The sequence below is a fragment of the Corynebacterium sp. BF-R-2 genome, from assembly GCF_024586525.1.
GTDB lineage: Bacteria > Actinomycetota > Actinomycetes > Mycobacteriales > Mycobacteriaceae > Corynebacterium > Corynebacterium singulare.
This window is the reverse complement of record NZ_JAMFTP010000015.1, coordinates 72,392-87,248: the sequence shown is the minus strand read 5'-3', so window position 1 is coordinate 87,248 and position 14,857 is coordinate 72,392. Positions and strand designations below refer to the sequence as shown.

Genomic DNA, 14,857 nt, shown 5'->3' with positions numbered 1-14,857 from the left:
AAACATGCGACTGACCACCCGCACATAACCACCAACAACGCCTGAGTAAGACACCGCTACCGGATACTCACTCAGGCGCTACCAGATACTCACCACACCGCTACCATTTCAGTCTTCTGAACAGCTGGGGCCCATAGGCCAGTCAGTTTTAGGATTCGTTGTACGGGAAAGACGGTGTGCCTAATTCTTTCCTGGCTTTAGCGCCCACTTTGGGGCACTTGGAATCCTCAAACTGAGATGTTTTCCTTGGGGTGTTGGAGGATTTCCTAGTTGTTGGATCCCGATCTAAGAATTAATCGACTGGGCTGACGCGGATAAGGTTTCCATCAGGGTCGGCAACTACGAAGGTGCGGCCGAAGACGTCATCGTAGGGTGGCTGCACAATTTGGACCCCTTTGGATTTCCATAGACGGTATGTCTCATCAATGCGGGTTGCCGGCCCATCCAACATCAAACCTATTTCGCTTGTTCGCGGTGCTTGTTTCTCCATGTGGGTGTTATGGCCGGTCCATACAGCAAACAGGACATCCTTTGAAATTTCAAAAGCTACATATCGAGGACTGATGAACGATGGCTGCATGTCGAATAAATCGCTGTAGAAGGCAGTCGAGGTCTCGGCATCAGAGACATAAGTCAGGAAAAGATTGGGGGTTGGCATTGCCATTCTCCTCTCGGTGAGTGGTGTTGTTTACGTGGCCAAAGCGCATTGGACCAAACAAACCTGACAAAGAGTGTCATAATCCGAAAAAGAATCTGGTTCCAGCGATAATTGCGGCATGAGATCGGCGCGACTGTTGTCTATGCTCTTGCTGTTGCAAACACGAGGCCGTGCTACGTCTGCCGAGTTGGCGTCACATTTCGAAGTTTCGCAGCGCACAATACTGCGTGACGTTGATGCGCTCTCAGCCGCAGGGATACCTGTTTATACGGAGCAAGGTATTCATGGTGGGATTGTGCTCGATAGGCGTTCTCGGTTGAATGCTTCTCGATTGGAGCCGACTGAGATTCAGCTGCTGAGGATTCTGGGTGTGGGGGCAGATTCACTCGCACACTTGGGGTTTGGTGAGGACATCGACCTGTTGCAGAAGAAAATGAACGCAGTCTCATTCTCGAAAGCGTCCGATACTCATAATTTGGACAAGAAGGTTCTACTTGATTCCAGTGGCTGGTTTAGCAATGAAACCCATAGCGACTTAGAAGGTCTGCTCGAGGCTGTACGGAATGAAGCTCGAATTGAGGTGTTGTATCGCCGAAGTGGGGACAAGAAGCAGCAACGTGCTGTGGCTGATCCTTATGGGCTTGTGCACAAGGGTAGAAATTGGTACTTGGTCGTCGATATCGATGGGGAACCAAGGATGCTGGCTGTTTCGCGCTTGGAAACCTTTCGCGTTTTAGATCAAGCTGCTCAGCTTCGTCCAGGGCAAAGCTTGGCAAGCGTGTGGGCGCAGCTTGTTGTGCGTTTGGAAGAAAACATGCCAGTCCGAATCACCGCACTTCTTCGAGCGAATAGGCTTGATATGGCATGTCGTATTTTGGGATCACGGCTTATCCATCATGAACCCGTGGACGAAGACTTTGTCCGTATCGTGGTGGGATATGCGGATATTCAGGGGGTAAGGCAATTGCTTCAGTTTGGGGACCACATCTGGGTCACTGATCCCCCAGAAGCGGTAAAAATCACTGCTGATCTGGCTAATGAACTTGCGAAACGACATAGTGGGGCCACAAGTCCTGAATCATAGAGACCAATGATGGGCATCGGGATACCGTCGTAACACCTCTGCTGAAACGGAAAGAAGTGCGCTAACAAACTAAGAGCCCTCGAGAGTCTGGGGTTGCCCGCAATTTGTGGACACGTAGTGGAGCTACCTAGTGGTGAGGCAGCTATTTCTTTTCTGTTTGTGGTTAGACCAATTCGGTTCTCGAAGTCGACGGGGCTGGCCATCCCGAGTGCTTCAGTGCCGGCGCCGACGGTTGTAGACGACTTCAATCCAGTAGGCAACGGCCCTGCGTGCGGCATCACGGCATCGACATCATTGGCGACCAGCACTTGTCATTCCGTGTTTGGTGCACACCCGCTATAGATGGAGCATCGAGGAGGATTCCTACTCATCCTCTCATGGTGAACCTAGGCAGCTAGCACACCGGCACTCCCCCGGGGTATTTAAGGACCGAGACTGGGTTTGAAGCGTCCTCGCCATCTCGTTGAGCGTAAGCGACTGTAGTCATCTTCCGGAGCGGGGCGGCAGCCAGGTGTTAATCTGCCTTTTCGTGTAGGCGATTATTCCGTGTCGCTATCACTGCGCAACCAGGGCCTTGCAGCTCGACCGGCTACGGTGCCAAATACTACGGCGGTTATTGCTGCAATGGCTGCGAACACTTGCGCCGGGGATTGGGAAACGGTCGTCTTGACAACCCACCATTCAGCAAAAAGTATGGCGATGGCGGCAAGCAAGACACCGAGGGTGAAGATGGCTAGCTTCTTTTTATTGTGAGTTGGCATTAGGTGTCCTTTGCGCTATTCGCAGTGTGCTTGCCTTTTCACATTGACGACTAGATTTCTGTTGTTTGAGCAGATCCCATTCTTCGACAGGTAGTAAGCGGCAGTACCGCCGACGAAGGCAATTGCTCCTGCAGAGAGGACGGATCCTACGACTGTTTCGGAAAGTGCTGCTGCCCATGCAGCTGCCATTGCGCCCACTGCCGCTGATCCGCCGGCTTTGAGGGCCTTTTGGTCGTCTTGGTTGAAGACGATAGCTGGGGTTCCATGGTCGAATTTGCCGCCGATGCGATCTGCAAATTTTGGTTCTACCACAGTGAAATCGCCCACCCGATTACCAGTTTGTGGGTCATTGATGCGATAACTAGTGGATCTTTCGGTGTCAGTTTCTGAATGGTTGGTTTCCTCGATGCGCCCTTGCTCTTTGAGCTTCTGGATGTCGGAGTTCCATTCTGGTGTGCCAATCCTATCTAGTTGTTGGTTGTCGCCTTCCTGAGTCGAGGCAAGAGATTGCGGGGCGACAGCATCGGCAATAGGGCCGCCGGTGAGTGGAATTGCTACTGCGAGAGTCACGACCGTGATTCTATGGGCGAAATTGCTTTTCAAAACTATGCCTTGCGGGGTTGCTTGCAATCGTCCGGTGCGGTTGGCACGCGGTTATATAAGGATAAAGAAATGGGAAATGATTGTCAATAGCGCCTATGTGGGTTTCTGTATCGGGATCAAGGCATCACCCAAGGCTGCCCCATGAAACCGCGGCGAACGCTCCACACGAAATGCCGGTTAAGGGTCAAAATGTGTGTCTGGCTCGGCGTGTCGCTTGGGCTAGATTTGGCCTTTTTGGATGCCGATTGAATGGTTGTAGTTGGGGGGTCAACAGGACAAAACGTACTTGTTGACCTGTTCATATTCCGGACGCCTGTAATACACCGCTCTAACAGTGTTAGTCCCGGTCATCCAATTGGCTAAAGCAGGATCGACACTCCCCTAGAGCAAAAAGCATCTTTCACCCAAGCGCAAAGGCTTCCTTCCCATTCACGCCCGACGCTACTAAATATGGGTCACTGCGGATAGCGATGTACCTTCCTGTGCTCGAACCAGGCCCAAATCAAAGAAGCCAAGAACAACAGTGGCGTAACCCACGCCAGACGATGCCACCAATGTGCTCCAAAGTATGATTCATCAGCACTTAGTCCTGCTAGATAATTGATTACAAGCGTTGCGATGAACAGCACTACAACGACACTAACGCTCCACCAGTAGGCTGCGCTTTTCTGTTTACGCATCGATGCCACCCTCCTCAATACATGTTTGCTGTTTTAGCACGGGTTTGTATGGTTAGTCGTCTCCCCCACCCAGATTACATCGTTCGGCTATTGTTCTAGGAAGTCCAACATCAGGGCGCCAATCCTCCAAGTTCCAACTAGGCTTAACTCGGGCGACTTGAGATAGCGGGTGAAACACAAACTGGTTGTGGAGGCTTCCGGTATCCGCAATCCCCTTGGATTTTGCTTCATTCCAACCTGCAGTTTCAGGGGAGGTGCTGTTGCAAAGTTGGGGGGAGAGCAGCGAAGACTCAGTTTCTCATTCCCTGGTGGCCGCTGCGTGTGGGCGTTATTAGGCCGTCTCGAAGACCTGGTTGACGATCACCGCGTCCGGGTTCGGTTGCCTGTTGGCAAACATCGCGCCTTGCCCTTTCCGCAATGAGTGCATCGCCTCCATCCCTTTCAACATCCGATATGCAGATGTCCGGTTCTTAAACGCGCCTTTCGGCCCGAGGATCCGCTTCAGCCGACCATGGTCGCCTTCCAGGATGTTGTTGGGGTATTTCACCTGCCGGTGTTCCACTGTTGGCGGGCAGATTCCCTCTGACTTCAACTCGGCGATCGCCCTGGCTAGGGAGGGTGCTTTATCGGTGTTGATCACTCTGGGATACCCGGCTGACGCATTGGATTTGAAGGCCTTGGCCAGGAAACGCTTCGCTGCGGCCACGTTTCGCTTCGGAGAGAGGTAAAAGTCCAGGGTCTGGCCACCGGCGGTGATCGCCCGATAGAGGTAACACCACCTGCCGCCTACCCGGATATAGGTCTCATCCACCCGCCAGGAACTGGCCTGCCAGTCAGGTACCTGTCGGTACCACCGTGTTTGCTTGTCCAGCTCAGGGGGGTATTTCTGGACCCAGCGGTAGATCGTGGTGTGATCGACCGGCACGCCCCGTTCGGTCATCATTTCCTCCAGATCGCGGTAGCTCACCCCGTAGCGGCAGTACCACCGCACTGCCCACAGAATGATGTCACGGGGGGAAATGACGACCGGAGAAGATACCCATGGCTGTGATTACTTCACGTCGCCCTTCCTACTGCCCCAACTTTGCAACAGCACCTGTTCAGGGTCATATGGGGGCAGTGGAGAGAAGTGGTGGATCAGTGGACGGCGGTGGATGCCGGAGTAGGCGTGGTGTGTTCCTCCTTCGACTCGGTCGGAGCCAGGTGAGCCGGATCCAGATCAATGCGGCGCAACAGCTGGGCGTTCAGGGCCACCACGATGGTCGAGGCAGACATCAAGATCGCGCCCACGGCCGGGGACAGCACGAACCCGATCGAGGCGAGCACTCCGGCGGCCAGCGGCACAGCGAGGATGTTGTAGCCAGAGGCCCAGATCAGGTTCTGGATCATCTTGCGGTAGCTGGCCTGGGACAGCTCAATCATCGACAGCACTGCCCGCGGGTCATCGCTGGCTAGGACCACCCCGGCAGATTCCATGGCCACATCCGTGCCGGCACCGATGGCGATACCGACGTCCGCGCGGGTCAGAGCGGGGGCATCATTGACACCGTCACCGACCATGGCCACGCTCAAACCCCGGTCCTGCAGCTGCGTGACCTTGGTGTCTTTGTCCTGGGGCAGGACCTCGGCGAAGACCTCATCGATGCCTAAGTCCTGACCGACGGCCTGGGCCACCTGCTGCGCGTCGCCGGTGATCATCGCGACCTTCACCCCGCGGTCCTGCAGGGCTTTCACGGCGGCGCGGGATTCGGGGCGGATCTTGTCCTCGACGGCCACCGCACCGATGATCTGACCGTCGCGGACAATATGGAGCACACCGGCCCCACGCCCGGTCCAGGCGCTGGTGGTGTCGGTGAGCTCGGCCGGGGTGGTGAGGTTGAGCTCGCGCAGCATGTTCGGCCCGCCCACGAGGATCTCAGCGCCATCGACAGTGGCCCGGACCCCCCGGCCGGAGGCGGCGCTGAATCCAGTTGCACGCATTTGCCGACGGGAGGCCTCGGGATGGGCGGCCGCGGCCGCCACGATGGCGCGGGCCACGGGGTGCTCGCTGTCGGCCTCCGCGGCGGCGGCCAGGGCCAGCAGCTCGCCCTCGGTGACGTCGACAGCGGCCGCGACACCGGTGACCGCGTGCGCACCCTCGGTCAGGGTGCCGGTTTTGTCGAAGAGCACCACGTCGATGGTGCGCATCCGCTCGAGCGCCATCCGGTCCTTGATGAGCACCCCGGACTTCGCGGCTCGCTCGCTGGAGATCGCAATGACCAGCGGAATCGCCAGGCCCAGGGCATGCGGGCAGGCGATGACCAGCACCGTGACCGTGCGCACCACGGCATCGTCCGGGCTGCCGATAATGGTCCACACCACCGCGGTGATCAGAGCGGAGATCAGCGCGAACCAGAACAACAACGCCGCCGCCCGATCCGCCAGGGCCTGGGCCCGGGAGGAGGACTCCTGGGCGTCGGCAACCATGCGTTGGATCCCGGCCAGGGCGGTGTCCCCGCCTGTAGCCTCCACCCGGATGCGGACGGTGTTGTCGGTGGCCACGGTACCGGCGACCACCTTGTCACCGGTGTCGCGGAAGACGGGACGGGATTCGCCGGTGATCATTGCCTCATCGAATTCGGCGGCTCCGTCGAGGATGGTTCCGTCGGCCGGCACCCGGGCACCGGCCCTCACCAGCACGACGTCGTCGACGACCAGCTCGGAGATGGCCACGGTGCGGGTGGTCCCGTCGATGACTTTCTCGGCCTCATCCGGCAGCAGGGCAGCCAGCGCGTCAAGTGCGGAGGACGCGGCCCCGAGAGCGGACATCTCCAGCCAGTGGCCCAGCAGCATGATGGTCACCAGCAAGGCCAGCTCCCACCAGAAGTCCAGCTCAAAACCGCCCAGCCCCAGAGTGGTGACCCAGGAGGCGACAAACGCCACGGTGATGGCCATGGCGATCAGGAGCATCATCCCGGGTTGGCGGGATTTCAGTTCTCTCCATCCGCCCTTGAGGAAAGGCGTTCCGCCGTAGACGAAGATGATCGTGCCCAGCACCGGGGGGATCCAGGTGGATCCGGGGAATGCCGGGAGGCGGTAGCCGAGCAGGTCGGCGACCATGGGGCTGAAAATAACGACGGGAATGGACAGAATCAGCGACCACCAGAAGCGGTCCCGAAACATTGCGGTGCTGTGTCCGGCGTGTTCGCCGTGACCATGAACGTGGTGGTCTTCGTCCAGGGCGGAGTGCGGGTGATCGTGGGGCATCGCCTGGCCGTGGGTGTCGGCATGTGCGTGGTGTTCGTGGCTGGCATGATCCGGGTGGTGGGTGTGGCCTGCTTCCGGAGCGGGGTGATCACCATGGTGATCACCCGAATGGTGGGGAGTGCTCATGACGTTCCTTTCGCTCAACCCGGTCGGGGGTCGAGATGATGGGTAAAACTAATCAGGATAAGACGGTGTAGCCGGCCTCCTCGATGGCCCGGCGAACCATCTCCGGAGGTACGGCACCGGTGATCGTGACGGTGGAAACACCACCAGCAGCGAGATCAATCTGGACGTCGTCGACCTGGGGGAGGGCCTGGAGGGCCTGGGTCACGCTTTTCGCGCAGTGCCCGCGGGTCAGGCCGGTGACCTGGTAGCTAGGGGAGGGCCCTCCTGCTGACGAGTCGCTGGTGGCAGGGACGGAGGCGGTGTCGGCACGTGAGGCAGGTCCGCAACAGCTGCAGCCGTGGGAGGCCAGCGGCAAGAGGCGGGGCGGGGAGGTGATCATGGGAAAGCTCCTTCGGTTCGGTGGGGTGCGGCGATGCCGCTCTCTAGCGTATACCCCAGGGGGGTATATTTTCAATGGGTGGAGGGCACGGCCCTCACGCGGGGCAGGGTCCTCACCTGCGCCTGTCTCCCGTCTCACCGAAATCTAACACCAGGGAAGGTTAAATCATGATGAACGAATTTTCCCGACGACAGTTTCTGCTCGGCGGGCTCGTCCTCGCCGGCACCGGGGCCGTGGCCGCCTGCACCAGCGACCCTGGACCTGCTGCCTCGGCACCAGGTTCCTCCCTTCGCCCCACTCCCACCCCCACTGCGCTCGGTGAGCCGACGGTGCGCCGGACACTGACCGCCCGGCCCCTCTCTCTGGATATCGGCGGCATCGAAGCCAAGACGTGGGGATACGTCTCTGACACCGGGGATGCGGCCATTGAGGCTACCGCCGGCGACGTCCTCCAGGTCGATATCACCAATGAACTGCCTGATAGCACCTCCATCCACTGGCATGGCATCGCACTCCACAACGCAGCTGACGGTGTGCCCGGCATGACCCAGGACCCCATTGAACCTGGCGAGTCTTTCTCCTATGTTTTTGAAGTCCCCCACGGTGGCACCTACTTCTACCATTCCCACTCCGGCCTGCAGCTTGATCGCGGCCTTCACGCCCCACTGATCATCCGTGACCCGCAAGACGCTGAGGACCAGGACGTCGAGTGGACCATCGTGCTCGACGACTGGGTCGATGGCATTCAGGGCACTCCCGACGATGAGCTCGACAAGCTCACCGGAATGGGTTCGGGCGACCATAACGGGAGGATGGGAATGGGAGGTCACGGCCATATGATGCACGGCACCCCGGACCGGGTACTGGGCGGGGATGCCGGCGATGTGATGTATCCGCACTACCTCATCAACGGACGTATCCCCCGTGCTCACCGGACCTTCGAGGCTCGCCCGGGCGACAAGGCCCGCCTGCGGTTTATCAACTCCGGCGGTGACACCATCTTCAAGGTGGCCCTCGGTGGTCACCGCATGACCGTCACCCACACCGACGGCTTCCCTGTCCAGCCCTGGGAGACCGAATCGATTTACCTGTCGATGGGCGAGCGTGTCGACGTCGAGGTCATCCTCGGCGACGGCATCTTCCCGCTCACGGCTTTGGCGGTGGGTAAGGACGACCGCGCCTTCGCCGTCATCCGCACCGCCGGCGGCCAGGCCCCCACCCCGATGTCGACTTCCCCGAGTTGTCGTCCACCGGACTGCTTCTGTCCTCCCTGAAGCCAGCAGACCGTGCACTCCTGCCCGAGGGCACACCAGACCGAGAAGTCAGCATCGACCTGGGCGGGCAGATGATGCCGTATGAATGGAGCATTCTCACCGACGGTCAATCCTCCTCCGCGACCGTGCAGGAGGGCCAGCGCCTGCGGATGGTCATGCGCAACAGGACCATGATGCCCCATCCCATGCACATCCACGGCCACACGTGGGCGCTGCCCGGCAGCGGCGGGCTACGCAAGGACACCGTCCTTCTCCGCCACGGTGAAACCATGATCGCCGACCTGATCGCTGACAACCCCGGTGAGTGGGCATTTCACTGCCATAACGCCTATCACATGGAAACCGGGATGGTCAGCTCGCTTCGCTACGAGTAACCCCCACAGCAGGGTTGAGTGCCGAGGTGGGCGGGAGTGTCCCCCGAGTAGTGGACACGGCGTTGGTGTCAGGGTTGAGCAGTGTGCGCCAGGAGTCGACGGGATTGGAGTATGCGTCAGCGCGCACGGCAGCAAGTCCAATGATGCGGTCGTAGCGCTTGTTAAAGCCGACGTTTTTGGTGCTATTTACCGTGAGCAACATTGTTCGTGGGCCGAGTCAGGGAATCGGCACGCTGTGTAGGCGCGCCAGGCCGGTGGTGAGGACCCACACGGAGCCGGTGGCTACGAGTGCGCCGGAGAAGGCGACGGCCGGGGCCACCCCGAGCAGCTGGCCTGCGAAGCCGCCAAGGAGCGCACCGACCGGCATGATGCCCCATTCCACAAAGCGCATCGTGCCTAGTACGCGGCCGCGAATTTCTTCAGGGGCGAAGGCTTGGCGCAGGCCGGCGGCAAGAGCTTGGCTGGTCATGATGCCCCAGCCGCACAAGCCTGCTCCAAGGTAGATGAGCAGCAGTGGGGTCGTGACGTGGCCGGCAAGCGCCATGCACACCAGTCCCACGGCTGCCACTACCGGCCCCCACAGGAGCACCCGTCCAGCGCCCACAACCTTGGCCAGGTGGTGTGCTGTCAGCGCGCCGGTGGCGCCGAGCAGAGCGATGGCGAGGAAAACCAGCCCGATGCCGATCGTGCTGACGTGCAGCTCACGCGCGAGGAACACCATGAGAACCGAGAAAGCTGCGTTCATACCCAGCGAGACGGCCGCACCCGCGCCGGTGAGGCCGAGCAAGCGGTTATCGCGCACGACGGAGCCCACGCCGGTCTTCACGTCCTCCCATACGGTGGCGTCGGCGGTGGCGGTAGAGGAATCGGGCCCGATCATGCGGAGGCTGGCGGCGGAGATGAGGTAGGAGAAGGCGTCGATAAGCATGGCAAGGGGCGCACCTACCGTGGTGATAAAGACTCCCACGAGGCCCGGGGCGGTGAGCGAGGCGATGCCGGAGGTGGTCTGCAGCGCGCCGTTGGCCTGCACAAGGTCGCCGTCCTCACCGACGATGTCCGGCATCTGCGCCTGGCAGGCTACATCAAAGACGAGGTTGCCCAGACCAACGGCGAAAGCGACGAGGCACAGGTGGGTAAACGTGATGCCACCGACAAGGAATGCCAGCGGAATCGTGAGAACGGCCAGCGCACGAAGGAGGTCGGAGGCGATCATGAGCGGGCGGCGCCGGCGGCGGTCCACGAGCGAGCCGACGAACAGGCCGAAGAGTAGGTAGGGCAGGTTGTCCAGGGCCCCGAGAATGCCCATGTGGAGCGGGTTAGAATCAAGAAGCGTGACTGCAATGAGCGGCAGCGCCATGAACGTAACCTGGGAACCGAGTGCGGATATGGCTTGGCCGCCAAGCAGCCAGCGAAACGGGTGCTTCATGTCCCTTCTCCCTTACACTGTAAGTTTCACTTTTTATCGTAGTCCGACGGCCGCCCAGAAGGAGGTCACGTGTCACAAATCATTACGCGCGATGCCATCGTCGAGGCAGCCATCGCCATTGGTGATGAAAAGGGCCTCGAGCGTGTGTCCATGCGTGCCGTCGCGGGCCGCCTGGGCGTGCAGGCGATGTCCCTCTACCACCACGTGCGCAACAAGGCCGAGCTTCTCGACGCCATCCATGAACACCTCATCCTTGAACTCACCCTCCCCTCGGAGTCCCCAACCTGGGAGGCGGCACTGCGCAGCGCTGCCGGTGCCTACCGCGCCCTTGCCCTGCGCCACCCCAATCTCTTCGTGCTCGTGGCTACCCGTCCGATTTCCACACCGGCGGAAATCGCGCACATCGCGCCGACGTTGACAGTCTTCGACGAGGCCGGAATCCCTCCCGAGCAGCAGCTCTTTAGCGTCCAGTCATTCTTCTGCGCGCTCAACGGCTACCTCTTGGCGGAGGTTGCCCCCACGCCCGGCCACGCCGAGGTACCCGATTCCCCCATCCCCGTCCCGCCAGAAGGAGCCCCTTCTGTCTTGACTCTCCTCGCTTCCCTCGACAGCCAGCAGCCTTCTGGCACGGCGGGCGAGAACTTCCTCGCCGCTTCCTTCGACGCTTTTGTCGATGTCTTCCTCACCGGACTGGCCGAACGCCTAGGTGTGCAGTAGCGCGCTGCGTTTCTGTGGTACCGCTGATAAAGTAACGCCTTGTGTTCTCAGGTTTTCTCGCATCCATACTGTCCGTCCTCGTAGCGGTAGCTTCCGTGTTCGGGGTTCCCCATGCCGCATCCGGCACCTTGGAAGGTGCCGGCGACTCGGCGGTCCTGCAGGCTACGAGCAAGGTCGCTGTGAATGATGACCGCGTAGCCGCGGTGTGGATGAATGGCGCGAGGGAATGTTCAGCGGGGTACATCGGCAATGATTGGTGGCTTACGGCCACGCACTGTTTAGGCCGCAACCTGCGTCTTACCCAGACAGACGGGGATAGCGCCAAGGTAGTTGCGTCGACTCCGGTGGCGGAGAAATCGGACATTGCTTTGCTCAAAGCGGAACCCATGGATGCTGAGGCCTTCGAGCTTCCCGACCGCCCCCTGCGCGTCAACGAAAAGCTTTTCCTCGTGGGCTACGGCGGTTCCCATACGTTCGCCTCGGAGGCCGTGTCCCGCATTGAGCAAACCGGCGTGACCTACGAAATCCAAAACCACGAGTTTGAGAACCTGCTTAAATCCCATTCCCTGTTCGCGTCGCGCTCTTGCAGCGGTGATTCCGGCGCCCCGCTTTACCAGGACGAGACCATCTTCGCCGTACACACCGGTGGCGAGGAAAATGAGTCCTGCGAGGACGGCACGCGCCGCCTCATGTGGCACAGCGAGATCTACCCATATGTGGACAACCTCACCGCGCTGATGAAGAGCTACGACGAGGAGGAAGCGGCCGCGCGTCTGGCGGAGACTGAGGCCGCCATCGTGCGCCAAGCCCGCGCCCAAGAGCGCCGCCAAGCTCCCGCAGAAAAGCCATCCGAAGAGCGCACCGAGCAGCCAGAGAAAGACCGCAGCAGCAGCTTGAGCAGCCTCTCTTCGCGCTAACAGCGAGTACACAGTATGCGCCCAGACTAGGGCGATATGCTCGCTCCTCATGAAACACGGCTTTCTGCAGCGCGCGTTCCTCGCCATTCTCCTCGGTACCTCTGCACCCGTTCCAGCCCATGCTCAAACGATGGAGACGTCTGCCTCCTTGGAGCTCGGCATCAATGACCCAGAATGCCACCCCACAGGACCCGTCACCGAGCCGGTCGTCCTTCTCCACGGCACTTCGGCGAACTCGGCCGAGTGGAACGATCTCATCCCTAAGCTCACCGAGCAAGGCATGTGCGTGTGGGCCTTCGACTACGGTGCGGATGACCTGGCCTTCCAGAACGCCTACCCGTACATGAAGGGCATTGCGGATTTAGAGTCCTCCGGGCGTGAAATCGCCCAGCATATCGAGTACATCCGCGGCGTTACTGGGGCAGAGAAAGTAAACCTCGTGGGCTTTTCCCAGGGTGGGCTGCACACCAAGTCCTATGCACAGCTTTATGGTTCACCCGATGAGGTGCGCCGCGTGGTCACGATTGGCGCGAACTTTCACGGGACAACATGGGGCGACAGAGCAACGCCCCTAAGCACGGCGGCAAAAATCGCGCCCGATGTGACCAATTTTGTTGGAACCAGTGCCGGTATCCAGCAGCTGCAGGGTTCGGACTTTATGGAGAATCTCAACCAATTGCCGGACACCGCGCCGGGGATCACCTACACCTCTATCTATTCACCCGCAGACAACACTGTGACGCCGAATGAGACCTCGCAGTTAACTGCAGTTCCGGGCGCGGACGTGGCCAACGTGGAGTCAGTTCCGGTCGAGCACGGAAAACTGCCCCATGATCCGCGCGTACACGAGCTGATCGTGTGGGGGCTCACGCGCTAGGCCGGGGTCGGCGCAGACCTGCGGGTGCGTGAGGCAATGACGAAGGTAGCCGTCAAACAGATAGCGAGGGCCACGAAAGGCAACGCATTCGACAGCCAGTAGGCGGTGGTGAAGGGGAGAGAATAGGCGGCGACGATGCGGATGATTGCTTCGAGTAGGAACACTACGCCCCACACGATAGTGATGTAGCGCTGGGAAGCGCGGAAGGTCGGGTATTGCCACAACCCATTCCAGTAGGCCACGCCTTCCTTCGTGCCATCGGTGCCAAAGCGCTGGCCAAAGTAGAAGGCGAGGGGCTTGCCCAGGGCAAGGCTACCAAGGAAGAGCAGGCCGAAAACACCGGTAATAACGCTGCCTTTAACTAGAAGGAGGCGCTCATCGGTGCCACCGATCAGCGTGGCTAAGGCCGCGGCAAGGTTGAATGCAAAGATCAGTGCAGAAATCCCAGAAAAGGATTTTTGCCGCACGTGCTGGATGATGCCACCGATGAGGGGGCCGATGCTGGCGGCTAGGTAGGCGTAGACGTGGTTGCCGGTTGCGGAGTCAACCAGTTGAAACAGGAGGATGGCGAGGCCGACGTCGAAGACGCCGAGGATGAGGAAGTTGAGCAGGCGCGGATTGAGACTCATGCCACATAGTGTGCCACAAAACATACGTAACGGTTTGTTTGTGACACATAAAATCCTTAGGGTTGGCGCATGGCTGACGTTGGACCAGGAACCTTTGGATATCTCTGCGGATTAGCTCGCCGTGAGGAACTCCCCGGGCCCGTGCTGACACCAATCCTTACTGGGCTGGGTCTGTCGCCGGCTGGCGTTCGCACCTATCTGTCCCGCATGGTGCGCGCGGGCGATCTATCCTCGCGCCGAGCCGGGCGATACTCCGTGTATTCCATGGTGGGGAACTACCTTGCGGAGTTTCGTCACCTAGGCTCGCCGCGCGCCTTCCAATGGGACGGGGCGTTTCACACCGTTATCTTCGATATCGGCGAGGATCGCCGTACAGAAAGGGATGCCCTCCTGCGCGCCGCGCAGGCCAGCGGTTTCCGGCAGCTGCGGCCCGGAGTCCTGGTGGGTGCCCACGCGCCGGGGGAGTGGGCGCAGAAAACCTTTGTCGGCACTTGGTCCGTGGATACGGACACCGCCCGCGACGTTATTGCCACCGCGTGGGACCTTGAGGAGAGCGCTGCCCGCATTAGCGCGCTGGGCGACGTCCCCCCTCTGCCCACCGATGACGTTGGCGTCGTCGTCGAAACCACACGCCGCCATTCTGCCGTCTTTGCGGCGCTGCGCCACACCCCGCCCTTCCCTGCAGAGCTTCTTCCCGCTGACTTCCCTTCGGAAATGCTGGAGAGCCGCCTGCGCATGGACGTCACGCCGGCCTATCGGGCGATGGCGCGGCTGTTAGAGTCGTGGCCATGATCCAGGGAGCCATCGACGCGGAAGGGCGCTGCCGGCACTGGCATACGCTTGTCGACGTCGTTGCAAACAAGTGCCGCACCTGCGGCGGGTGGTTCGCCTGCTCGCTGTGCCACGCGGAGCTCACCGACCACGAGTTTGGCGCCATGCCGAAAGACGAACTCTGCGTCATGTGCGGGGCGTGCGGACGTCAGATGACGTATGCCGAGTACGCAGGCGATGAACTAGGCCCGGCATACACATGCCCCGCGTGCGGGCATGCCTTCAATACCGGCTGCGCGCTGCACGCGGGGACGTATTTTCGCTAAATAGCTGTG

At 60.2% G+C, this 14,857-nt stretch carries 15 protein-coding genes and 2 pseudogenes; 7 read left to right on the top strand and 10 right to left on the bottom strand.

The window, feature by feature from the left end:
* Positions 1-292: 292 nt before the first annotated feature.
* Entirely contained in the window at positions 293-658 is a 366-nt protein-coding gene (locus tag M5J09_RS11675) for a VOC family protein (RefSeq protein ID WP_144790685.1), read from the bottom strand.
* A gap of 142 nt (positions 659-800) precedes the next feature.
* Between M5J09_RS11675 and M5J09_RS11670 the strand changes: the two genes are divergently transcribed.
* Complete coding sequence (locus tag M5J09_RS11670) at positions 801-1,742, top strand: YafY family protein (RefSeq protein WP_257157968.1); 942 nt, start codon at positions 801-803, stop codon at positions 1,740-1,742.
* 539 nt (positions 1,743-2,281) lie between these two features.
* Here the strand turns inward: M5J09_RS11670 and M5J09_RS11665 are convergent.
* The 6 genes and pseudogenes from M5J09_RS11665 to M5J09_RS11640 all read right to left on the bottom strand — a co-directional run bounded on the left by M5J09_RS11665 (position 2,282) and on the right by M5J09_RS11640 (position 7,537).
* Positions 2,282-2,503: a hypothetical protein gene (locus M5J09_RS11665; RefSeq protein WP_042528670.1), complete on the bottom strand. Its 222-nt coding sequence runs from the start codon at positions 2,501-2,503 to the stop codon at positions 2,282-2,284.
* A 15-nt stretch (positions 2,504-2,518) separates the two neighbouring features.
* Positions 2,519-3,073, bottom strand: coding sequence for a hypothetical protein (locus M5J09_RS11660; protein WP_257157967.1), 555 nt, complete (start codon positions 3,071-3,073; stop codon positions 2,519-2,521).
* Between the two features lie 765 nt (positions 3,074-3,838).
* Complete coding sequence (locus M5J09_RS11655; RefSeq protein ID WP_257157970.1) at positions 3,839-4,069, bottom strand: DUF2599 domain-containing protein; 231 nt, start codon at positions 4,067-4,069, stop codon at positions 3,839-3,841.
* Between the two features lie 48 nt (positions 4,070-4,117).
* Positions 4,118-4,829, bottom strand: a pseudogene (locus M5J09_RS11650) (IS6 family transposase).
* Positions 4,830-4,923: 94 nt separating this feature from the next.
* Entirely contained in the window at positions 4,924-7,158 is a 2,235-nt protein-coding gene (locus M5J09_RS11645; protein ID WP_257157966.1) for a copper-translocating P-type ATPase, read from the bottom strand.
* 52 nt (positions 7,159-7,210) lie between these two features.
* On the bottom strand, positions 7,211-7,537 hold the full coding sequence (locus M5J09_RS11640; RefSeq protein WP_257157965.1) for a heavy-metal-associated domain-containing protein: 327 nt from the start codon (positions 7,535-7,537) through the stop codon (positions 7,211-7,213).
* Between the two features lie 167 nt (positions 7,538-7,704).
* Between M5J09_RS11640 and M5J09_RS11635 the strand changes: the two are divergent.
* Positions 7,705-9,185, top strand: a pseudogene (locus M5J09_RS11635) (multicopper oxidase domain-containing protein).
* Here M5J09_RS11635 and M5J09_RS11630 read toward each other — a convergent pair.
* Together M5J09_RS11630 and M5J09_RS11625 are read right to left on the bottom strand one after the other, a co-directional pair.
* Positions 9,163-9,387: a 3'-5' exonuclease gene (locus tag M5J09_RS11630; RefSeq protein WP_257157964.1), complete on the bottom strand. Its 225-nt coding sequence runs from the start codon at positions 9,385-9,387 to the stop codon at positions 9,163-9,165. The pseudogene M5J09_RS11635 and the gene M5J09_RS11630 sit on opposite strands and share 23 nt — an antisense overlap.
* Positions 9,388-9,402: 15 nt before the next feature.
* On the bottom strand, positions 9,403-10,611 hold the full coding sequence (locus M5J09_RS11625) for an MFS transporter (protein WP_257157963.1): 1,209 nt from the start codon (positions 10,609-10,611) through the stop codon (positions 9,403-9,405).
* Between the two features lie 69 nt (positions 10,612-10,680).
* Here M5J09_RS11625 and M5J09_RS11620 point away from each other — a divergent pair, with 69 nt between their 5' ends.
* Genes M5J09_RS11620 through M5J09_RS11610 form a run of 3 tightly spaced genes read left to right on the top strand, consistent with a single transcriptional unit; the run spans position 10,681 to position 13,122 of the window.
* Entirely contained in the window at positions 10,681-11,328 is a 648-nt protein-coding gene (locus M5J09_RS11620) for a TetR/AcrR family transcriptional regulator (protein WP_144790697.1), read from the top strand.
* 41 nt (positions 11,329-11,369) lie between these two features.
* The gene (locus tag M5J09_RS11615) at positions 11,370-12,245 is read left to right on the top strand and encodes a trypsin-like serine protease (RefSeq protein WP_070537239.1); all 876 of its coding nucleotides are present in this window, start codon (positions 11,370-11,372) and stop codon (positions 12,243-12,245) included.
* Between the two features lie 49 nt (positions 12,246-12,294).
* Positions 12,295-13,122 carry an alpha/beta fold hydrolase gene (locus M5J09_RS11610; RefSeq protein WP_257157962.1) on the top strand — a complete coding sequence of 276 codons (828 nt, stop codon included), beginning with the start codon at positions 12,295-12,297 and terminating at the stop codon, positions 13,120-13,122.
* Here M5J09_RS11610 and M5J09_RS11605 read toward each other — a convergent pair.
* A complete protein-coding gene (locus tag M5J09_RS11605; protein ID WP_052471347.1) occupies positions 13,119-13,751 on the bottom strand; it encodes a VC0807 family protein in 633 nt (210 codons plus the stop codon). The two genes, M5J09_RS11610 and M5J09_RS11605, sit on opposite strands and share 4 nt — an antisense overlap.
* A gap of 69 nt (positions 13,752-13,820) precedes the next feature.
* On the opposite strand from M5J09_RS11605, the gene M5J09_RS11600 reads away from it, so the two are divergent.
* Together M5J09_RS11600 and M5J09_RS11595 are read left to right on the top strand one after the other, a co-directional pair.
* Positions 13,821-14,543 carry a hypothetical protein gene (locus tag M5J09_RS11600; protein ID WP_084226130.1) on the top strand — a complete coding sequence of 241 codons (723 nt, stop codon included), beginning with the start codon at positions 13,821-13,823 and terminating at the stop codon, positions 14,541-14,543.
* Positions 14,540-14,848 (top strand): CHY zinc finger protein, encoded by a 309-nt coding sequence (locus M5J09_RS11595; protein ID WP_257157961.1) that lies wholly within the window; start codon positions 14,540-14,542, stop codon positions 14,846-14,848. Before M5J09_RS11600 ends, M5J09_RS11595 begins: the two co-directional genes overlap by 4 nt.
* Positions 14,849-14,857: the final 9 nt, after the last annotated feature.